Annotated in this window: 22 protein-coding genes; 19 read left to right on the forward strand and 3 right to left on the reverse strand. The window is 61.0% G+C overall.

Going from position 1 to position 20389, the window contains the following annotated elements:
• Nucleotides 1-132: 132 nt before the first annotated feature.
• The 7 genes from RCCGE510_RS09190 (at nucleotide 133) to RCCGE510_RS09220 (ending at nucleotide 6129) form a co-directional block, all read left to right on the forward strand.
• A complete protein-coding gene (locus tag RCCGE510_RS09190) occupies nucleotides 133-687 on the forward strand; it encodes an alpha/beta hydrolase (protein WP_007629267.1) in 555 nt (184 codons plus the stop codon).
• A gap of 97 nt (nucleotides 688-784) precedes the next feature.
• The gene (locus RCCGE510_RS09195; protein WP_007629269.1) at nucleotides 785-3079 is read left to right on the forward strand and encodes an EAL domain-containing protein; all 2295 of its coding nucleotides are present in this window, start codon (nucleotides 785-787) and stop codon (nucleotides 3077-3079) included.
• Nucleotides 3080-3350: 271 nt separating this feature from the next.
• Entirely contained in the window at nucleotides 3351-4115 is a 765-nt protein-coding gene (gene purC, locus RCCGE510_RS09200; protein WP_003540062.1) for a phosphoribosylaminoimidazolesuccinocarboxamide synthase, read from the forward strand.
• A 15-nt stretch (nucleotides 4116-4130) separates the two neighbouring features.
• Entirely contained in the window at nucleotides 4131-4373 is a 243-nt protein-coding gene (gene purS / locus RCCGE510_RS09205; RefSeq protein ID WP_007629276.1) for a phosphoribosylformylglycinamidine synthase subunit PurS, read from the forward strand.
• Nucleotides 4374-4417: 44 nt separating this feature from the next.
• Nucleotides 4418-4972, forward strand: coding sequence for an RNA 2'-phosphotransferase (locus RCCGE510_RS09210; RefSeq protein ID WP_007629277.1), 555 nt, complete (start codon nucleotides 4418-4420; stop codon nucleotides 4970-4972).
• A complete protein-coding gene (gene purQ / locus RCCGE510_RS09215) occupies nucleotides 4969-5640 on the forward strand; it encodes a phosphoribosylformylglycinamidine synthase subunit PurQ (protein WP_007629279.1) in 672 nt (223 codons plus the stop codon). Before RCCGE510_RS09210 ends, purQ begins: the two co-directional genes overlap by 4 nt.
• A gap of 90 nt (nucleotides 5641-5730) precedes the next feature.
• Nucleotides 5731-6129, forward strand: a complete 399-nt coding sequence (locus RCCGE510_RS09220) for a hypothetical protein (protein WP_007629281.1) — start codon at nucleotides 5731-5733, stop codon at nucleotides 6127-6129.
• 26 nt (nucleotides 6130-6155) lie between these two features.
• Here RCCGE510_RS09220 and RCCGE510_RS09225 read toward each other — a convergent pair whose 3' ends face one another.
• A complete protein-coding gene (locus RCCGE510_RS09225; protein ID WP_007629283.1) occupies nucleotides 6156-6413 on the reverse strand; it encodes a DUF1127 domain-containing protein in 258 nt (85 codons plus the stop codon).
• A gap of 81 nt (nucleotides 6414-6494) precedes the next feature.
• Between RCCGE510_RS09225 and RCCGE510_RS09230 the strand changes: the two genes are divergently transcribed.
• The 4 genes from RCCGE510_RS09230 to RCCGE510_RS09245 all read left to right on the forward strand — a co-directional run bounded on the left by RCCGE510_RS09230 (nucleotide 6495) and on the right by RCCGE510_RS09245 (nucleotide 11219).
• Complete coding sequence (locus RCCGE510_RS09230; protein ID WP_007629285.1) at nucleotides 6495-7913, forward strand: PLP-dependent aminotransferase family protein; 1419 nt, start codon at nucleotides 6495-6497, stop codon at nucleotides 7911-7913.
• Between the two features lie 122 nt (nucleotides 7914-8035).
• A complete protein-coding gene (locus tag RCCGE510_RS09235) occupies nucleotides 8036-8614 on the forward strand; it encodes an acyloxyacyl hydrolase (protein WP_007629287.1) in 579 nt (192 codons plus the stop codon).
• 120 nt (nucleotides 8615-8734) lie between these two features.
• Nucleotides 8735-10966: a phosphoribosylformylglycinamidine synthase subunit PurL gene (gene purL / locus RCCGE510_RS09240; protein WP_007629288.1), complete on the forward strand. Its 2232-nt coding sequence runs from the start codon at nucleotides 8735-8737 to the stop codon at nucleotides 10964-10966.
• 19 nt (nucleotides 10967-10985) lie between these two features.
• On the forward strand, nucleotides 10986-11219 hold the full coding sequence (locus RCCGE510_RS09245) for a BolA family transcriptional regulator (RefSeq protein WP_003586236.1): 234 nt from the start codon (nucleotides 10986-10988) through the stop codon (nucleotides 11217-11219).
• Between the two features lie 34 nt (nucleotides 11220-11253).
• Here the strand turns inward: RCCGE510_RS09245 and RCCGE510_RS09250 are convergent, their stop codons facing one another.
• On the reverse strand, nucleotides 11254-12444 hold the full coding sequence (locus RCCGE510_RS09250) for a hypothetical protein (RefSeq protein ID WP_007629294.1): 1191 nt from the start codon (nucleotides 12442-12444) through the stop codon (nucleotides 11254-11256).
• Nucleotides 12445-12609: 165 nt separating this feature from the next.
• On the opposite strand from RCCGE510_RS09250, the gene RCCGE510_RS09255 reads away from it, so the two are divergent.
• From RCCGE510_RS09255 to dapF, 8 genes are all read left to right on the forward strand, one after another.
• Complete coding sequence (locus RCCGE510_RS09255) at nucleotides 12610-12861, forward strand: hypothetical protein (protein WP_007629296.1); 252 nt, start codon at nucleotides 12610-12612, stop codon at nucleotides 12859-12861.
• 271 nt (nucleotides 12862-13132) lie between these two features.
• On the forward strand, nucleotides 13133-13954 hold the full coding sequence (locus RCCGE510_RS09260) for a c-type cytochrome (protein ID WP_007629297.1): 822 nt from the start codon (nucleotides 13133-13135) through the stop codon (nucleotides 13952-13954).
• A gap of 144 nt (nucleotides 13955-14098) precedes the next feature.
• On the forward strand, nucleotides 14099-14434 hold the full coding sequence (gene grxD / locus RCCGE510_RS09265; protein WP_007629299.1) for a Grx4 family monothiol glutaredoxin: 336 nt from the start codon (nucleotides 14099-14101) through the stop codon (nucleotides 14432-14434).
• A 138-nt stretch (nucleotides 14435-14572) separates the two neighbouring features.
• On the forward strand, nucleotides 14573-15778 hold the full coding sequence (locus tag RCCGE510_RS09270) for a multidrug effflux MFS transporter (RefSeq protein ID WP_007629300.1): 1206 nt from the start codon (nucleotides 14573-14575) through the stop codon (nucleotides 15776-15778).
• 53 nt (nucleotides 15779-15831) lie between these two features.
• Nucleotides 15832-17112 carry a multidrug effflux MFS transporter gene (locus RCCGE510_RS09275; protein ID WP_007629302.1) on the forward strand — a complete coding sequence of 427 codons (1281 nt, stop codon included), beginning with the start codon at nucleotides 15832-15834 and terminating at the stop codon, nucleotides 17110-17112.
• Nucleotides 17113-17132: 20 nt separating this feature from the next.
• Nucleotides 17133-17972 (forward strand): acyl-CoA thioester hydrolase/BAAT C-terminal domain-containing protein, encoded by an 840-nt coding sequence (locus tag RCCGE510_RS09280; protein ID WP_007629303.1) that lies wholly within the window; start codon nucleotides 17133-17135, stop codon nucleotides 17970-17972.
• Nucleotides 17973-18003: 31 nt separating this feature from the next.
• Nucleotides 18004-18477, forward strand: coding sequence for a GNAT family N-acetyltransferase (locus RCCGE510_RS09285; protein ID WP_007629304.1), 474 nt, complete (start codon nucleotides 18004-18006; stop codon nucleotides 18475-18477).
• A gap of 121 nt (nucleotides 18478-18598) precedes the next feature.
• Complete coding sequence (gene dapF / locus RCCGE510_RS09290) at nucleotides 18599-19417, forward strand: diaminopimelate epimerase (protein ID WP_007629306.1); 819 nt, start codon at nucleotides 18599-18601, stop codon at nucleotides 19415-19417.
• Between the two features lie 130 nt (nucleotides 19418-19547).
• On the opposite strand, the gene RCCGE510_RS09295 is transcribed toward dapF, so the two are convergent.
• Nucleotides 19548-20372, reverse strand: a complete 825-nt coding sequence (locus RCCGE510_RS09295; protein ID WP_007629308.1) for an inositol monophosphatase family protein — start codon at nucleotides 20370-20372, stop codon at nucleotides 19548-19550.
• Nucleotides 20373-20389: the final 17 nt, after the last annotated feature.

The following is a 20389-nucleotide window of genomic DNA, read 5'->3' on the forward strand; positions in this document are numbered from 1 at the left end:
AATCGGCGGGCAAGCCGACACGAAATCCGCAACCGGCACTGGAGCAATATAGCAAACCAAATCGCCCGTGTCGCTCTCTCCTTCACATCCCCTCTTGACATCTGGGCCGAGCTTTCTCACATCGGCGGCACTATGAAAGCCTCAGACGCAGATATCCTCATCATCCCCGGCTACACCAACTCCGGCCCGAGCCACTGGCAAAGCCGCTGGGAGGCAAAACTCAGCACGGCGCGGCGCGTCGAACAGGCCGAATGGACTAAGCCGGTCCGCGACGACTGGATCGCCCGTATCGCCGAGGAAGTGAACGCCTCGACCCGTCCGGTCATCCTGGTCGCCCATTCGCTTGGCGTGGCCTCGGCGATCCACGCCATCCCGCATTTCCGCAAACCGGTGGCGGGCGCCTTCCTCGTTGCCCCGCCCGATGTCGCCAATCCCGACATCCGCCCGAAGCATCTGATGACCTTCGGCCCCTATCCGCGCGATCCGCTGCCCTTCCCGTCGATCACGGTGGCCAGCCGCAACGATCCGTTCGGCAGCTACGAACATGCCGACGATATCGCCGGCAGCTGGGGCTCTTTCATCGTCGATGCAGGCGAGGCAGGCCATATCAATGCCGATTCCGGTCACGGCCCCTGGCCCGAAGGCACGATGGTCTTTGCCCAGTTCCTCAGTAAGCTCTCCGCCTGATTGGCGGAAGACCGGCTGCCTCGCTAGTTGCGGAATTGCTTTCTAAGTCTTTCTTAATGGAATGACAGCAGACTGCTTCGAGATGAACTAAGCGAGAATGCCCGTGAAGAAAGCCCATCCAGAGGCCGATGATCCGCACGGCGAGGCCCCAGCGGCTGAGGCAAGCGTTGGCAGCGGGGCAGACGATTCCGAACTGGCGGAGCGGGAGAGCCGGTGGAACCATGCGCTCGTCGGCTCCGGCCTTGGCGTATGGGATCACAACTACCGTCTTGACCGAAAATATTACTCACAGACGTGGAAGACCATGCGCGGCATGGCACCCGACGAGGAAGCCGCCGGCGAGTACGACACCTGGCTGCAGCTCGTCCACCCCGACGATCGGGATTTCGTCGTCCATGCCATCGACCGGCAAAACGCCGGCGATCCGGATTACCAGATTTTCGAATATCGCGAGCGCCACAGGGACGGCCACTGGATCTGGATCGACTGCCGCGGTGCCTGCGTGGAATGGGACGAGAGCGGCGTGCCGACACGCATCGTCGGCACGGATACCGATATCACCGCCCGCAAGGAGGCCGAGGAGACGCTGTCGCGTCTGTCGCGCCGGCTCGACCTGGCGCTGGAGACATCCCGCATCGGCGTCTTCGAGGCGGATATCGAGAATGACATCGTCGAATGGGACGAGCGCCTCATCGCCATTTACGGGCTGAAGGGCGTCTCGCGTCAGATCGCCCACGACGTCTGGGCGAAAAGCCTGCATCCCGACGACCGCGAGCGCGTGCTGGGCTTGTCCGACCGCAGCGTCGAAAGCGGAAGCGATTTCCAGCAGGAATACCGCATCATCCGCGGCGACGGCGCCGAACGCGTCATCCGCGCCCGCTCGGCCTTCTTCGTCGACGGCAACGGTCACCGCAAGCTGATCGGCGCCAATTGGGACGTCACCGAGGAGGTCGCGCTGCGAAACGAGCTGCAACGCGCCAAGGATCTGGCCGAGGCCCGCAACCGCGAACTCGAAGCCGCCAAGGAGAGCATCGAACACCTGGCGCTGCACGATTATCTTACCAGCCTGCCGAACCGCCGTTATCTCGACAAGATGCTGGACGAACGCTCGGCCGAATGCCGCGCCAAGGGCCTGGCGCTGGCGATCCTGCATATCGATCTCGACCGCTTCAAGCAGATCAACGATACGCTCGGCCACCGAGCCGGCGACGCCATGCTGCGGCATGCCGCAAGCGTGCTCAAAAACTCCGTGCGCGCCGCCGATTTCGTCGCCCGCATCGGCGGCGACGAATTCGTCATTCTCTGCATCGTCGATCCCGCATCGAAGAAGATCGGCGGACTTGCCGAACGCGTCATTCGCGAACTGCGCAAACCCGTCCGATATGAGGGCCACGACTGCCGTTTCGGCGCCAGCATCGGCATCGCCATCGACAGCGGACCGACACTCGACGCCAAGCAGATGCTGCTCGATGCCGATATCGCGCTCTATCGTGCCAAAGGCCTGGGCCGCAACCGCTTCGAATTTTTCTCGGCTGCTGCCCGCCGCGACATCATCTCCGCCAAGCACCTTGCCGACGAGATCCTGATCGGCCTCGAGCGCAATGAATTCGTACCCTTCTATCAGCTGCAGTTCGATGCCCGCACGCTGGATGTCGCAGGCGTCGAGACACTGGCCCGTTGGCAGCACCCGGTGCACGGGCTGCTGACACCCGACCGCTTCCTCGATATTGCCGAAGACCTCGACGTCGTCTCGACCATCGACGCCCTGATCCTGGAGCGCGCCATGGCCGATCGCCGCACCTGGATCAAGGACGGGCTGTCGGTTCCGAAAATATCGGTCAACGTTTCCGCCAGACGGCTCGCCGATCCCGATCTCGGCAAGAAACTCCGCGCCCTGAAGATCCAGCCCGGCACCTTCGCCTTCGAATTGCTGGAGTCGATCTCGCTCGACGATTGCGACGAGGCGGTGGCCGCCAACCTGAAAAAGCTGCGCAAGCTCGGCATCGACATCCAGATCGACGATTTCGGCACCGGCCATGCCTCGATCGTCAGCCTGCTGCGCTTGAGCCCGAAGACGCTGAAGATCGACCGCGAGCTGATCCGCATGCTGCCGCAATCGGCCGAGCAGCGCAAACTCGTCGGCTCGATCATCGATATCGGTCGCTCGCTGAACATCCTTGTCATCGCCGAGGGTGTTGAAACGGCCGATCATATCCGCATTCTCGAAGAACTCGACTGCGACACGCTGCAGGGTTATGCGCTTGCCCGGCCGATGCCGGCCATGCAGATCCCCTCCTTCATCCGTGCCGGAAGCTGGCGCCACGGGCAAATCGCCGCGCGCGCCCTACAGACGCAGCTTCGTCACGCGCTGCCAAGCAGAGCCGCCAAATAAAGACCTGCATAAACCTCCCGCCATTTCGCCGTCATTTCACCGTATGGGAAAAGGCGGTAGACTCGTCTTGCGAATTCATTCGATTCTCTTGGCGGTATTTCGTAAAATCCGGAAGCAGGGACCACGAAATCCGGAAACCGGGCCAGAAATCCCGAAACCGGCGAAGGAGGGACAGGCGGATTGTGAAACCCACTCTTTTCCTTTAAGGGGACGCCACGAGATCGATCCACTCGCGCTATCCCAAGAGCGCCAACAATAGAGAATGACCACGATGAACCGTCGCCGCCGTATCTACGAGGGCAAGGCAAAGATCTTGTATGAAGGCCCGGAACCGGGCACTTTGATCCAGTTCTTCAAGGACGATGCCACTGCCTTCAACAAGAAGAAACACGAAGTCATCGATGGCAAGGGCGTCCTCAATAACCGCATTTGCGAATATATCTTCAGCCATCTGAACAAGATCGGCATCCCTACTCATTTCATCCGCCGGCTCAACATGCGCGAGCAGTTGATCAAGGAAGTAGAGATGATCCCGCTGGAGATCGTCGTGCGCAACGTCGCCGCCGGTTCGCTCGCCAAGCGCCTCGGCATCGATGAAGGCGTGGTACTGCCGCGCTCGATCATCGAATTCTATTACAAGTCCGACGCGCTTGACGATCCGATGGTCTCCGAAGAGCACATCACCGCCTTCGGCTGGGCCAATCCCGCCGAGCTCGACGACATCATGGCGCTTGCCATCCGCGTCAACGACTTCATGACCGGCCTCTTCCTTGGCGTCGGCATCCAGCTCGTCGACTTCAAGATCGAATGCGGCCGCCTCTTCGAAGGCGATATGATGCGCATCATTCTTGCCGACGAAATCTCGCCGGACAGCTGCCGGCTTTGGGATATCGAGACCCACGAGAAGATGGACAAGGATCGTTTCCGCCGCGATCTCGGCGGGCTGCTCGAAGCCTATTCCGAAGTGGCGCGTCGTCTCGGCATCATCAATGAAAACGAGCCTGTGCGCGGCACCGGCCCGGTTCTGGTCAAGTAAGGCAGGGAAGACAAAGTGATCAAGGCTCGTGTCACCGTCACGCTGAAAAACGGCGTTCTCGATCCGCAGGGCAAGGCTATCGAAGGCGCGCTTGGCGCCCTTGGCTTCTCGGGCGTCGGCCATATAAGGCAGGGCAAGGTCTTTGACCTGGAGCTGGAAAGCGCCGACAGGGCCAAGGCCGAGGCCGACCTCAAGGCCATGTGCGAAAAACTGCTCGCCAATACGGTGATCGAGAACTACGCGATCGCGATCGACTGACGATCACAGACCCGTCGTCCGGCGGACTTTGAGGATTTGGCGTCATGACGAAGACAAAGCTGGAGACGGAAGTCTCGACATTTATCAGCTATGTCTTGCGTCATGCGCCCGATACCGCGGGTTTGACGCTCGATGCCGAAGGATGGGTGTCGTTCGATGCGCTCGAAAAAGCGGTGACATCGAAATACGATGTTTCCCGCGGCGATATTGTCGAGATTGTCGAAAACAATCCGAAGAAGCGCTTCACCCTCGCCGATAACAGAATTCGCGCCAATCAGGGTCATAGCGTCGAGGTCGATCTCGCTTTGAACCAGGTGGAACCGCCGGCAGTGCTTTATCACGGCACGTCACTGACGAGCTGGCACGCGATCGAGCGCGAAGGCTTGAAGAAGATGCAGCGGCACCACGTTCATCTCTCAATGGATGTCGAAACCGCAAAAATCGTCGCAATGCGCCGTAGGGGTGACCATGTCATCCTGCGTGTGGATGCGGCCCGCATGTTTTCAGAGGGCCATTCTTTCTTTGTCTCCGACAATGGAGTATGGCTCGCCGAAAGCGTTCCAGTTCAATATCTTTCGCCAGACGCGGGGACCCCATGAAATCAGCCGTCGTTCAACTTCCGGGCCTCAACCGCGACCGCGATATGATTGCCGCTTTGACCAAGATTTCCGGCAAGCCACCGGTGACGATCTGGCAGACGGAAACCGAGATCCCCGATGTCGACCTGATCGTCATCCCCGGCGGCTTCTCCTATGGCGATTACCTGCGCTGCGGCGCCATCGCCGCCCGCATGCCGGTCATGCAGGCGATCATCGACAAGGCGGCAAAGGGCGTGAAAGTGCTTGGCGTCTGCAACGGCTTCCAGATCCTCGTCGAGGCCGGCCTGCTGCCTGGCGCGCTGATGCGTAATGCCTCGCTGAAATTCGTCTGCCGCGAGATCAAGCTCGAAGTCGTCAATGCCGAGACGGATTTCACCCGTGCCTACGCACAAGGCCAGGTCATCCGCTGCCCCGTCGCTCATCACGACGGCAATTACTTCGCCGACGAAGCAACGCTGGCGCAGATTGAGGGCAATGGCCGGGTGGTGTTCCGTTATGCCGAGGGCACCAATCCGAACGGCTCGATCAACGACATTGCCGCCGTCATGAATGAAAAGGGGAATGTGCTCGGCATGATGCCGCATCCCGAGAACCTGATCGAAGCCGCCCATGGCGGTTCGGACGGCCGCGGCCTCTTCGCCTCGGCGCTCGACGTCATCGCCGCCTGATCTACAGCGCCGCGCCTCTTTTCAGATGCGTGAAGATCGCTGTGGCACTTTGAACTCAAAATCCTTTTATCCGGATCCGGAGCAAGATCGATGCGCCCTCGCCATTCCGTCGCTAACGCTGCCCTGCTCGCCACTCTTGCAGCCATGGTCGCAGCCTGCCAGACCCCCGCACCGACGACCAGTCCGAACCGCGCCGCGCTGCCGACGATGGAGCGCGTGGCGCTCGCCGCCAATGCCTGCTGGTTCAAATCTGGTGATCCGGCTTTTGCCGCTTACAAGCTTGCGCCGGAGCTCAATTCCTTCTCCGGCCGCCCACGCATCCTGCTTGTGCACAAGGGCAGCCCGGAAAGCCGGCCGCTGCTCGTCGTGCAGGCCGAGGGAAGCCCGTCGCGCCTCCAGGCCTTCGGTCCGATGATGTCGGAGCCGGTCGCCGGCCGCATTGCCGCAGATGTCAATCGCTGGTCCGGGGGCAACAAGGCCTGCAGCTGACGCTGCGGTCAGCTGCCAAGGCTCGATCAATCCCAGAAGAACGACTTGCCGACTTCGCGCGCCGCATCGGACTGCGACACGCCGATATCCTTGAGTTCGCTCGCCGTCAGATTTCTCAAGGCCCGGCGGCCTTCCCGCTTCTGATGCCAGAGAAGCATCGCCGCCCAGATCCGCCCCAAACGTGTCGTCGCCTCGGCAGGCGCGTCGGGGAGGACGATCTGTCTCCTATCGTCATAAGAGACAATCGGTACAATCGGCATTGTGATCTCAGGCAAGGCAGACATTCCAGGAATCCTCTCGGCTCTGCGTTGGAATTGACTCTTAATCTTGACAGGGACAATGTGACAATATAGGTAGTTGTCACCATGACAAATTGGCTTCCTGATATTTCCCGCGGTTCCGGTCCGGTCTATCTGCGGCTAGCCGACAGCATCGAATCCGCGATCTCCAGCGGCGCCCTGCCCGCCGGCAGCAAATTGCCGCCGCAACGCAATCTCGCCTATGATATCGGGGTGACAATCGGCACGATCGGCCGGGCCTATGCCCTGGTGCACGAACGTGGCCTGGTCGCAGGCGAGGTCGGGCGCGGCACCTATGTGCTGAACCGTTCCGAGACCGAACCCGGAGAACAGACCGACCCGCTGACTGTTTCGCTTGGCGGCACCCGCATCCAGGACGCGCCTGCAGATAAGATCCGCTTTGACACCACTGCCGCCCCCGACCTCGGCCAGGGCAAGATCATATCCGGCATCCTTGCGGAAATCGGCGAACAGCACCTCGCCGAGATTTCATCCTATTCCCGCAATTTTCCGCGCAATTGGTTTGAAGCCGGCCGTCTCTGGCTTGCCCGCAGCGGCTGGACGCCGGATGTCGAAAACATCGTGCCGACCCTCGGCGCCCATGCGGCGGCGATCGCCGTCATCGCCGCCGTCTCGGCGCCGGGCGACAAGATCGTCTTTGAGGATCTCACCTACACCCAGGTCAGCCGCAGTGCCCGCCTTCTCGGCCGCCGCACGCTGACGGTCGAGTCCGATGAACTCGGCGTGATCCCCGACGATTTCGAGCGGCTTTGCCAGCAGCAGCATCCGAAGATCGCCTTCCTGATGCCGACCGTCCACAATCCGACGGTGACGATCATGCCCTACGAGCGGCGCGTGGCAATCGCTGCAATCGCCAGAAGACACGGCGTCTGGCTGATCGAAGACGATCTCTACGGCGGCATGGCCGACGATGACACGCCGCTCATCGCCTCACTTGCCCCCGATCGAACCTTCCTGGTCAACGGCCTGTCGAAATCGGTCGCCGCCGGCGTGCGCGGCGGCTGGGTAGCCTGCCCGCCGCATTTTGCCCAGCGCATCCGGGTGACGCACAAGATGATCACCGGCGGCCTGCCCTTCATCCTGGCCGAGACCTGTGCGCGCCTCGTCGAAAGCGGCACGGCCCACGAGATCCGCAAGCAGAGCGTCCAAGAACTCTCCCGGCGTGTCCGGCTTGCCCGGGAGCAACTGCAAGGCTTCGATTTCACGTCGCACCTGCATGCGCCCTTCCTCTGGCTGAAATTGCCGGAGCCCTGGATGTCGGGCACCTTCAAGAATGCCGCCTTCCGCGACGGCGTGCTCGTCGACGACGAGGACGAGTTCAAGGCAGCCCGCGGGGAGAAATCCTATCATCGCGTTCGCATCGGTTTTTCCTCGCCGAAGACGGGGCAGGAACTGATCTCCGGCCTGATGATCCTGCGCCGGCTGCTGGAAAATGGCGGTTCCGCCTATGACGGTGAAATATGACGTGTTGCAAATACACGTCATAATTTAGAAAAAACGTCAGGGCGTATTCCGCGCCACTAACCGACTCAACCTCCGTGTTACCTCTTTGTTGTTCTCGCCAGACGCGAATCAAAGGACAGCAGATGACGGTCGACTTCGAAAGAATCGCGTTGCGTTTTTTGAGTACGGCGTCATTGGCAGTAGTCGCCGGCACCTTGGTCGCAGGTTCGGCGAATGCCGGCGAGCAGATATTCGACGAGCTGCGTTTCGGGGTCTCGACCTCGGTGCAATCCGGCCATTCCAGAGAAGACGGCGTCTTTCCCGAAATCACCGCCCTCTTCGATCCCTTCGGCTACGAGACGGCCGTCGGCTGGCAGCAGCAGCTATTGCACCCTCGTGTGCATCTCGGCACCTCGATCGGCACATCCGGCGAGGCCACCCAGTTCTTCACAGGCTTCACCTGGACGGTCAATTTCAACGAGAAGCTCTTTGCCGAAGCCGGCTTCGGCGGCGTCATCCATACCGGCGATCTCGAGGGCAATGGCGACGGCCCGGAACTTGGCTGTCGCGTTCTCTTCCACGAATATGCAGGCGCCGGCTACCGTTTCACCCCTCATTGGAACGTGATGGCCCAGATCGCCCACTCCTCGCATGCCAATCTCTGCGACGGCCCGAATGACGGCATGACGCGCGCCGGCCTGCAGGTCGGCTACAAGTTCTGAGTGGTTTGACCCTTTGTGGGAAATGCCTGCTCGCCCTCTGTTGACGGCGGGCTTTTTTCTGTCGCACGTTGCCGCTACATAAGCTAAAGACAGCGCAAACGCGCCAGGGACTTTCCGCTCATGACCATTCCAAACACCAAGCCGATCACGCCGGAACTCATTGCAAGCCACGGCCTGAAGCCGGACGAGTACCAGCGCATCCTCGATCTGATCGGCCGCGAACCGACTTTTACGGAGCTCGGTATCTTCTCGGCCATGTGGAACGAGCACTGCTCCTACAAATCCTCGAAGAAGTGGCTGCGCACCCTGCCGACCACGGGGCCGCGCGTCATCCAGGGCCCGGGCGAAAATGCCGGCGTGGTCGATATCGATGATGGCGATTGCGTCGTATTCAAGATGGAGAGCCACAACCATCCCTCCTATATCGAGCCGTACCAGGGGGCTGCGACCGGCGTCGGCGGCATCTTGCGTGATGTCTTCACCATGGGCGCGCGCCCGATCGCCGCGATGAACGCCTTGCGCTTCGGCGAGCCGGATCACCCGAAGACCCGCCACCTGGTCTCCGGCGTCGTCGCCGGCGTCGGCGGTTACGGCAATTCCTTCGGCGTGCCAACGGTCGGCGGCGAAGTCGAATTCGACGCGCGCTACAACGGCAACATCCTCGTCAACGCTTTTGCCGCCGGCATCGCCAAATCCAATGCCATCTTCCTGTCCGAAGCCAAGGGCGTCGGCCTTCCGGTCGTCTATCTCGGCGCCAAGACCGGCCGCGACGGCGTCGGCGGCGCGACGATGGCCTCGGCCGAATTCGATGAATCGATCGAGGAAAAGCGCCCGACCGTTCAGGTCGGCGACCCCTTCACCGAAAAGTGCCTGCTCGAAGCCTGCCTCGAGCTGATGCAGACCGGCGCCGTGATCGCCATCCAGGACATGGGTGCGGCCGGCCTCACCTGCTCGGCCGTCGAAATGGGCGCCAAGGGCGATCTCGGCATCCTGCTCGAGCTCGACAAGGTGCCCGTCCGCGAAGAGATGATGACCGCCTACGAGATGATGCTGTCGGAAAGCCAGGAGCGCATGCTCATGGTGCTGCAGCCGGAGAAGGAAGCCGAAGCCAAGGCGATCTTCGTCAAATGGGGCCTCGACTTCGCCATCGTCGGTAAAACCACCGACGATCTGCGCTTCCGCGTCATACACCAGGGCGAGGAAGTCGCCAATCTGCCGATCAAGGATCTCGGCGACCAGGCGCCGGAATATGACCGCCCCTGGCGCGAATCCGGCAAGCAGGCTCCCCTGCCTGCCAATCTCGTCGCAGCCCCTGAGGATTACGGCCAGGCGTTGCTCCAGCTTGTCGGCTCCGCCAACCAGTCGAGCCGCCGTTGGGTCTACGAGCAGTATGACACGCTGATCCAGGGCAATTCGCTGCAGCTTCCGGGCGGCGATGCCGGCGTCGTGCGCGTCGACGGCCATCCGAGCAAGGCTCTCGCCTTCTCCTCCGACGTCACCCCGCGTTACGTCGAGGCCGACCCCTTCGAAGGCGGCAAGCAGGCGGTCGCCGAATGCTGGCGCAACATTACCGCGACAGGCGCTGAGCCGCTCGCTGCCACCGACAATCTCAATTTCGGCAATCCCGAAAAGCCCGAAATCATGGGCCAGTTCGTCGAGGCGGTGAAGGGCATTGGCGAAGCCTGCCGGGCGCTCGATTTCCCGATCGTCTCAGGTAACGTCTCGCTCTACAACGAGACCAACGGCGTCGCCATCCTGCCGACCCCGACGATCGCAGGCGTCGGTCTGCTGCCGGACTGGCGCAAGATGGCCCGCATCGGTGCCGCCAATGACGGCGACAAGGTGATCATGATCGGCGTCGACGGCAGCCATCTCGGCCAGTCGGTCTATCTCCGCGATGTTCTCGCCAGCCGAGAAGGTCCCGCACCCGAGGTGGATCTGTTTGCCGAGCGGCGCAACGGCGATTTCGTCCGCTCCGTCATCCGCAACGGCCAGGCGACCGCCTGCCACGATATTTCGTCCGGCGGCCTTGCCGTCGCGCTCGCCGAAATGGCCATGGCATCGAACAAGGGCCTGACGATCGATCTCGGCGAAGGCAAAGGCGCGCCGCATGCCCTGCTCTTCGGCGAAGACCAGGCTCGCTACCTCTTGACGGTGCCTGCCGACGTTGCAAATTTCGTCTGCGCCAATGCAGAAGGCGCCGGCGTTCCTTTCCGCCGTCTCGGCACGGTCGGAGGGACGGCACTCGTCGTCGGCGATCTCATCTCGCTGCCGATTCAGCAATTGCGCGATGCCCATGAATCGTGGTTCCCTGACTTCATGGAAGGCCGCGGCGAACTCGCCGCGGAATAATGCGCAAGGAGTAACGATCATGGCCATGAAACCCGGCGATATCGAAGACATGATCAAGGCTGGGATTCCCGGTGCCAAGGTAACGATCCGCGATCTGGCGGGCGACGGCGATCACTACGCCGCCGAAGTCGTCGCCGAAGTCTTCCGCGGCAAGAGCCGCGTGCAGCAGCACCAGATGGTCTACGAGGCGCTAAAGGGCAATATGGGCGGCGTGTTGCACGCGCTCGCGCTGCAGACCTCCGCGCCGGAATAGAGCCCGCAGTTATCCGAATAGGTGATGTCCGGCCTCAGCCGGGCATTCTCTTTTCGTCTGGGCTGGCAAAGATCGAAGCCGGCATCGGTCCCGAGGTCATCAGCGTGAAGTCGAAGGGCGCCGGCAGATCGGGACCAAGCACATATTGCCGGTGGACACGCAACTGATCCTTGCGGATCTTGCGGTAGTGCTCGCGCGTCAGCATCTGCTTGACGCGGATCAGCATCATCTTCGCCGGAGGTGCATCCGCATGGCCGGAAACGGCGACGACCGGCACCTTGTAGAAATTGATTGAATCCGTCAGGCACTGCACGTCGAGCCAGGAGATTTCGGGACAACGGGCGATCAGCCCGACGCGGGCGCGAAGCTGCGTTGCCGATGACAGCAGCGCGCATTGCAGGATGGCACTGCCAAGGGTGGCAAACACCACACGCTTGCCCTTGAAGATCTCCGGCTCCCTTTCCAGCAATATGCCGATGACATGGGCGGCGACGTTTGACCCCATGCTGTGCGAGGAGATCACATACTCGTCTGCCTCTTCATCAAGCGCCTTGCGCACGGCAGCAGCCCGGTCTTCCAGCCAGTCGTTGAAATCGGTTTGGTCCATGCGGCCGAGCGCCACCGCCATTTTCCAATCGGCAAACAGGTGCAGCGTATGGAAGCGTTCGGAAAACGGCAGGAAGGCGAAGATGAAGAAGCAGAGCGCCAGCGGCCCGCTCCACAGCATGTGCCACGGCGAAAAGCCGAGACCATAGGGCAGCACAGCGATTAGCGCCGTCAGCGCAATTGCCAGCGCCGTCAGCAGGAACGGAAAGAGGAAGAACAGGCCGAAGCGCCAGGCGTGCCGGAAATATCCCCGCATGCCGCCTTCCAATATGATTTGGGCGCAACTGCGGAAGCCCGCAATGATCTGGCGCAGCGTATTGCCGCCGCGCAGCCGGCTTACCAGTGCGTCGTGATCGACCATGTGGATCCGGCTCTTCGTCTTCCAGCCGGGAGAGTCGGTCCTTGCCTCAGGCGTCGCGCCGCCGGCTGCCCCGCTGCCCGCCGTGACCTCGAAACTGAGGGGGTCGCTTCCTGCCGCTGGCACTCCCACCTCAACTAAATAGCCCCAGACGGCAGCGCTCTGCTTGGCAGAACGTTCGTAGCGCGCCCTGTGGGCGGCGCCGTCAAGCGGCTCGAAGCCGGCGAAGTGTAGGACGACCCGCGTTTCGATCAGTTTCATTCCACCTTCCGGCCGGGCGAATGGCCGGCATGTTGCTTGTGATCCGGCCCGCTTTGCCGCCAAATCGGCAAAAAAGCGGCTTTGGTCTCGAAGCCGTCTTGCTAACGGAACTCTTCCGGAATTCAATAGCACCCATGTCGTTTCCACCACGAACGGAGGGGTTTTGTGGCCGATCTTGTCAAAGAATTGATATCGGGCGTCGTCGACAGCGTGTTGAAGGAAATCCTGAAGAAAACCACCGGCCGCGCCACGGCGAAGCGCAAGAAGCGCAAAACGCGCAGCCCGGCGACGACGACTGCAGCACGCAAGCCGACCTCGACCGGCCGCAAAACCACCGCAACCACACGCAAGCCCGCCCGTAAACAGGTCAGCAAGCGCCGCACCGCCGCTGGCCGCAGCCGCCAGCGCCGCGGCTGATGCATGTCGCCCGGAAGTGTGCAGCGGTTCCGGGATAACGACATGCATAAAAACAAAGGACTAAAGCACGTCGCATGAATCAAGTTGATGCGACGTGCTTTAGTGTTTGGTGCCTTCGCCGGCATCGATCTTGCAGATTTCCAATATCCGCGCCGGCTCGATAAGCCGCGGCAACGCGAAAGCCGGCGCTAGCCTATGCCGATTTCAAACGGATTATCACGATGGAGCGCGGCACGTCCGCCTCCAAAAGGCCATTTGGGGGGCCGAGCCGATGAAACGTATTTTGAAAATTGTCCTCGCGGCCGTCGTCGCGATCTGTCTCATCGCCGTTGCCGGCGTCTACGCCCTGTCGGAGATGCGCCTTTCCCGGACCTACGACGTCGCGGCGGCCGATTTTGCCGTCAAGACCACGCTGTCCCCCGAAGAGGCGGAACGCCGCGCTCGCACGCTGATGTGCGGCGGCTGCCATCACGATGCCGGCAACGTGCTGATCGACGAGCCCGGCGTCGGCCGCATCGTCGCACCGAACCTGACCCGCCTCGTGCCTATGTACAGCGATGCAGAACTCGTGCGTCTCATCCGCCACGGCGTCAAGAAGGACGGCACCGGCGTCTTCATCATGCCGGCCGGTAATTTTGCCAATATCACCGACGACGACATGGCAGCACTGATCACCTGGCTTCGCACTCTGAAGCAACTTCCCGACGCCGTCGTGGGAGGAACGCAATGGGGACCGCTCGGCCGCGTGGGCCTGGCGCTCGACAAGATCCCCTTCGAGGCCGATCTGATGCCCGCCGTCATCACCCCCGCCGCGACGCGCCCGGCCGATATCGGCGAATATGCCTTCAGGACCGATTGCAGCCACTGCCACAATCTCGATACGGCAAAGCAGTCCGAAGCCTTTCTCGCCCCGGCGCTGAAGCCCCTGGCGCAATCCTATTCGCCTGCCGATTTCAAGACGTTGCTGCGCACCGGCAAGGGTGTCGGAGGCCGCGATCTCGGCGTGATGACGCAGGTTTCGCAGTGGGATTTCAAATATTTCACCGATACTGAAATCGAACAGATTCAGGCCTATCTCACCCACCAACCGTAACGCGCCGGCAACAACCCCGGAGAGGCCTGCGATAATTGGTCTTTTTTTGGTTTGGGCGGCTGGAATTCCTGCTGTCGCATGCTATCTAAAGACAACGATTGAAACGGCGGGCCTTTAACCCGCCTGTTGAAAGGATTTGGTTCTATGAGCGGCATTAACGAATTCATCGCCAACGAAATCAAGAGCAACGACGTCGTCCTCTTCATGAAGGGCACGCCGCAGTTTCCGCAGTGCGGTTTCTCCGGCCAGGTCGTGCAGATTCTCGATTACGTCGGTGTCGACTATAAGGGCGTCAACGTGCTCGCCGATTCGGAAATCCGCCAGGGCATCAAGGATTATTCCAACTGGCCGACGATCCCGCAGCTCTACATAAAGGGTGAGTTCGTTGGCGGCTGCGACATCGTCCGGGAAATGTTCCAGGCCGGTGAGCTGCAGCAGCACCTCCAGGAAAACGGCATCACCGTGCGCGGCGCCGCCTGATCGGTCACCGGGCGTCCGCCCGGTTTCCAAATCTGTAATCTTGAGTCCGAGGCGCTGCGGCTAGCAGCGCCTTAGCCTGTTTATGGGAATATCTTTGTGACAGATTCATCACAAGCCGTGTCCGCGGGCCGCCTGCCCATGGGCAAGCGAGAATTTATCGCGCTCGCCGCCTTCCTGATGGCCGTCAACTCTCTGGCGATCGATATCATGCTGCCGGCCTTGCAGCAGATCGGCGCGAGCCTCGGCGTCGAGAGCGAAAATCATCGCCAATTCGTCGTCTCCACCTATCTGCTCGGCTTCGGCTGTGCCCAGCTGTTCTACGGGCCGCTGTCTGACCGTTTCGGCCGCCGCACGCCGCTCTTGATCGGTCTCGTCATCTACATTCTCTCCGCCATCAGTATCGTCTTCGTCCCTACCTTTGCAGGCTTGCTCGCCCTGCGTTTCGTCCAGGGCGTCGGTTCGGCGGCCACCCGCGTCATCACCGTCTCCATTGTCCGCGATATCTATGGCGGCCGGCAGATGGCCGAAGTCATGTCGCTGATCATGATGGTCTTCATGATCGTGCCGGTGATTGCGCCCGGCACCGGCCAGATCGTCATGTTCTTCGGCAACTGGCATCTGATCTTCCTCTTCATCGCCGCCATGGCGACTGGTATCGCCGTCTGGGCCTATCTCCGCCTGCCGGAAACCCTGCACCCCGCCAATGTCCGCCCCTTCACCGCCCGCTCGATCTTTGGTGCCTTCAAACTGGTGCTGACCAATCGCACGGCGCTCTGCTACACCATCGCCAGCACCTTCATCTTCGGCGCCTTGTTCGGCTTCATCAATTCAGCCCAGCAGGTCTATGTCGGCATTTACGACCTCGGCGTCTATTTCCCCTTCGCCTTCGCCGGCGTGGCGATCTTCATGTCGCTGTCGTCTTTTTTCAATTCGCGTTTCGTCGGCAAGCTCGGCATGCGCCGCCTGTCGCATGGCTCGCTGATCGGCTTCATCGTCATCAACACCATCTGGCTGATCGTCCAGATGGCGAGCTCCGAGCCGATGCCCTTTGCTCTGTTCATCTCCTTCTTCGGCCTGGCCATGTTCCAGTTCGGCTGGATCGGCTCAAACTTCAATTCGCTCGCCATGGAGCCGCTCGGCCACGTCGCCGGCACTGCCTCCTCCGTTCTCGGTTTCATGAGCACGGTCGGCGGCGCCCTGATCGGCGCCGGCATCGGCCAGGCCTTTGACGGCACTGCATTGCCGATGGTCGCGGGGTACTTCTTCGTGTCGATTATCGGCCTCGTCTTCGTGCTGATCGCCGAGAAGGGCCGCCTCTTCCAACAGCAGAACCCGGCCGTCTGAAACGGCCCACCTCCTCTGAACGGCCACCTCCTCCGCATCCGGGATTTCACCACATGACGCCGCCGCATAAACCGCACCAGGAAAACCAGGGCTCCCGCCGCATCGGCATGGGCTTTGGCGAATTCGTGGTCACCATCGCCCTCATGACCGCCAGTGTCGCCATGGCGATCGACAGCATGCTGCCGGCATTGCCCAATATCGGTCATTCCCTCGGCGTCACCAACCCCAACGACGCGCAGCTGATCATCGGCGTGTTCTTCCTCGGCTTCGGCGTCTCGCAGATATTCTTCGGCAGCCTTTCGGATACGTTCGGCCGTCGCAAAATCCTGCTCGGCGGCTTGGCCTGCTACGTCTTCGGAATGCTGGCCGCCGCAGCGACGGGTAGCTTCGAAATGCTGCTCATCATGCGTTTCGTCCAGGGTATCGGCGGTGCGGCCGTGCGCATTACCACCATGGCCATGGTGCGTGACTGCTTCGGCGGCCGCGAGATGGCCCGTGTCATGTCCTACGTCATGATCGTCTTCATGATCGTGCCGATCGTTGCCCCTTCCGTCGGCCAGCTCATCATCCTCTACGCCAATTGGCACTGGATCTTCATCCTGCTTGGCATCATCGCCATGATCCTGTTCGTCTGGGCTTTTCTGCGGCTGAAAGAATCGCTGCCGCCGGAAGAGCGGCTGCCGCTGTCGGTCGCCTCTGTCGTCGATGGCTTCAAGACCGTGCTCACCAACCGCATCACCTGCGGCTATATGATCGGTCTCACCATGTTTACCGGCGTCATCAGCGCTTACGTGATCTCGGTGCAGCAGGTGTTCGGCGAGGTTTATGGCCTTGGCGACTGGCTGCCTATCGCTTTTGCCGCCACCGCCGGCGGCATCGCTGTGGCCAATTTCGCCAACGGCTCCTTCGTCCGCAAATTCGGCATGCGCCGCATCTCGCATGCCGCCCTGCTGATCTTCACGGGGCTGTCGGCCGCGGGCTTTTTCTATTCGCTGGCCGGCAAACCGGACTTCGCCATCGCCTATGGCATCTTCACCATCGTGCTGATGATGTTTGCCGTGATCGCCACCAATTTCACCGCCATCAGCCTCGAGCCAATGGGCAATCTCGCCGGCACCGCCACCGCCATCACCGGCTTCGTCTCGACGACAGCGGGCGCCATCCTCGGCGGCCTGGTCGGCCAGATGTTCAACGGCACGGTGCAGCCGCTCTTCGGCGGCTTCGCGCTCTTTGGCGCGGTAACGATCGCGGCCACGCTTTGGGCTGAGAACGGCAAGCTCTTCACCCACCCGGGCGACGGCCCGCAGCTCGATCCGGGTGCGGCCCACTTCTGACCCAAGCGGAGGGTTTGGTTTTGGATACAGAACATCGCCGTCTCCCTCCGGAACTGCAGGGCGAGGTCTTTCATTCCGAACCGGACACCGGCACCGGCGTCTTGGTGCTCTCTGGTTCCAGTGGCCGGGTCGATGCGGCCCGCGCCAGATTGTTTGCGAGCCAGGGCGTAACGGCAATGGCCCTTCGCTGGTTCGGCGGCGAAGGTCAGGTGCCGGGTATTTGCGAGGTGCCGCTGGAAACCTTCTTCTCAGCGATAGACTATCTGGTGGAACTCGGCTGCAAACGCCTCGTCCTGGTTGGAACATCGAAAGGCGCCGAAGCCGCGCTGCTTGCGGCGGTCCACGATCCGCGCATCAGCGCTGTCGTCGCAATGAGCCCATCCTCAGTCGTATGGGGAAATATCGGTCCGGGTCGCGATGGCGTCAACTGGCCGGAACGCTCATCCTGGACTTTGCAAGGCAAGCCGCTTCCTTTCGTATCGTCGGACCCCAATTGGGTGCGGGAATACAGGAACGGGCTCGTCGCCTATCGCGGCCTGTTCGAACGATGCCTCCATGTGCACGAGCCCGAGATCGAGGCAGCGACGATCCCCTTGGAGAGAACCAATGCTCGAATTCTCCTTGTAGCGGGATGTGATGACGTCCTTTGGCCGTCGGACAAATTCGCCGCGTCGATCGTACGGCGTCGCGCAGATTCGGGCTTACCTACGGAAATCGTCCTCGGAGAAACGGCGGGCCATCGCATTCTGCTCCCGGGCGAAACCACTCCCCGATCATCGCTACATGCTCACGGCGGAAGTCATGAAGCCGATACCGAATTGGGACGGCGAGCGTGGGAACAAATTCTCGCTCTCCTATAGCGTAAGGCGGTGTAGGTGAAAGGCATTCTCGATGGACGACCGAATTCTGATCCGGCCTTACACGCCAAGTGACATAGACGCGACGATTGACATTTTCCTGCGCGCTATTCGCGAAGTCTCGTCGAAGGACTATTCACCGGCAGAGATAGAGGCCTGGGCAAGGGTGGAAGACCGCAGTCGATGGGCGGAGCGAAGGATCAGCAGGCCAGCCTGGATCGCGGAATTTGACAGAAAGCCGGTAGGATTTTCGGATCTGACCGGCGACGGCTGCCTGGACATGATGTTCGTGCACCCCGAATTTCAACGGTTTGGTATCGCAAGCCTTCTGTTGAGCAGGGTCGAAGATGAAGCGCTGAGGCTCGGCTTCGGCAGAATCTATACGGAAGCCAGCCGAACGGCTCGACCGTTCTTCGAGCGCAAAGGTTTCCGCGTGGTAACGAGGCAGATCGTCGAGAAACGCGGGCAAGCCCTTGAAAACTTCCTCATGGAAAAGTTCTACGGATAATTCCGGCAAATCCGCAAAGGACTGATATTGCGATATTGTGAAATCAGTCGCAAAACTGTTGTTTTGATCGGGATTTTTGCGGCGATATGGGTTTTGCAGTGAATTGTACATTGGAGCAACGATGTCTTTCAGTTTTCAGAAAATGCACGCAAACGGAGATGACTTCGTCGTTGTCGATCTGCGTGGGCAAGCGAACAAAATCAATCGAGACATTGCCAAGCGTCTCGGGGATCGGAACCGGGGAATAGGTTTCAATCAACTCGCGGTTATGTCGGATTGCGATGACGCTGCGGTTCGGCTTACGTTCTGGAATCCCGACGGTTCAATGCTTGATGCATGCGGTAGTGCTACACGAGGTGTTGCTTGGCAGCTGCTGCGAGAAACCGGCTCTTCCTCAGTTATGGTCAGGACCAACCGTGGGCTTCTCAATTGCTCTCTGGAAACGGATGGCCTGATATCGGTTGATATGGGTGAACCGCTTCTACATTGGCACGATGTACCGATCGCCCAGGAAGTGGACACCTTAACGCTGCCTCTACCAGGCAACCCGACTGCTTGCAGTATGGGCAATCCACATTGCACGTTCTTTGTCGAAGATTTGGAAGCCGTGGATGTGGAGACGCTTGGACCTGAGATGGAATCGCACCCATTGTTTCCGCAAAAGACCAATGTCCATTTCGTTCAGGTACTTAGTCCGACAAGGATTCGTCTCCGCATATGGGAACGCGGCGGTGGGATTCCGCTTGGCTCGGGATCATGTTCCTGCGGCGCAGCCGTAAATGGAATCCGGCGCGGTTTGTTGGGCGACTCTGTCGACGTCGAATGCGACGGCGGAACGGTTACGGTCAGGTGGGACGGTATCGGAAGCGTGTTTCTTACCGGACCGGTCGAACCGAATTTCAGCGGCGTCTGGTTTGAGGGGCCGTCGCCCAATTCCTAAGTTTCGCGAGGCGACGCGAGCGTCGTCGGCAATGCAGGAATTTTGTTGTCGCAGAACTCGGCCGCAAAATCTGAGTTCTGCGAGCGAGCTTTCGACGATAGATCCGGCCCGACCAGTCAGGTGCACACGTTCAGACCGTAAAAACCTCGCGCCGCAGCACCTCCCACGAGGCCCTGTCGGGGGCAATCAGCAAGCCGCCATCGAGATGATGCGGCAGGTAGGGCGAGCCGTCGATGCGCGCCGCAAAGCCGCCTGCCTCCTGCGAGATCAGCGTGCCGGCCAGATGGTCCCAAGGCATCAGCTTGTTGTACATCAGGTAATGCACATGGCCGCCGGCAAAGGTCCGGTATTCGTGAGCGGCACAGCGGTAATTGGTGAGGAAGCGCACCTTGGCGAGATTGCCGAGCACTTCGGCCCGCTTCTCCTTCGGCAGATAGCCGGTCGAGGCCATCCCGACCATCTCCTCGAGCACGACAGGCTCGGCCACGCGCAGTCGCTGCGCCTCGCCATCCGGCCGGCGCAGCCAGGCACCGGCGCCCTTTTCCGCCATCACCCAGTCGTCGCCCATCGGATCGTAGATGATGCCGGCAACGGTCTCGCCGCCTGAAATGACGGAGGCCATGACCCCGAAGGCCGGGATGCCGGAGGCGAAATTGAACGTGCCGTCGACCGGATCGACGACGATCGCCAGATCCGCATCGGCAAGGCTGCCGAGCAGCGCCGGGTCGGCAGCGACCGATTCCTCGCCGAGGAACAGCGCGCCTGGCCAGAGCTGTGCGGCTTCCGCCTTGATCATCCGCTCGGCCTGCTCGTCGGCCTCGGTAACGAGATCGGTCGCCTCGCTCTTGGCGCGCACCTCATCCTGGCGGAGCCTGCGAAAACGCGGCAGGATCTCCGCCTTCGCCGCACGGCGCAGCAGCTCGGCAAGAACGGTCACGTCGACAGTCGTTGTCATGTCAGATCCTTTTGGTC

It is taken from the genome of Rhizobium sp. CCGE 510 (assembly GCF_000292525.1).
Classification (GTDB): domain Bacteria; phylum Pseudomonadota; class Alphaproteobacteria; order Rhizobiales; family Rhizobiaceae; genus Rhizobium.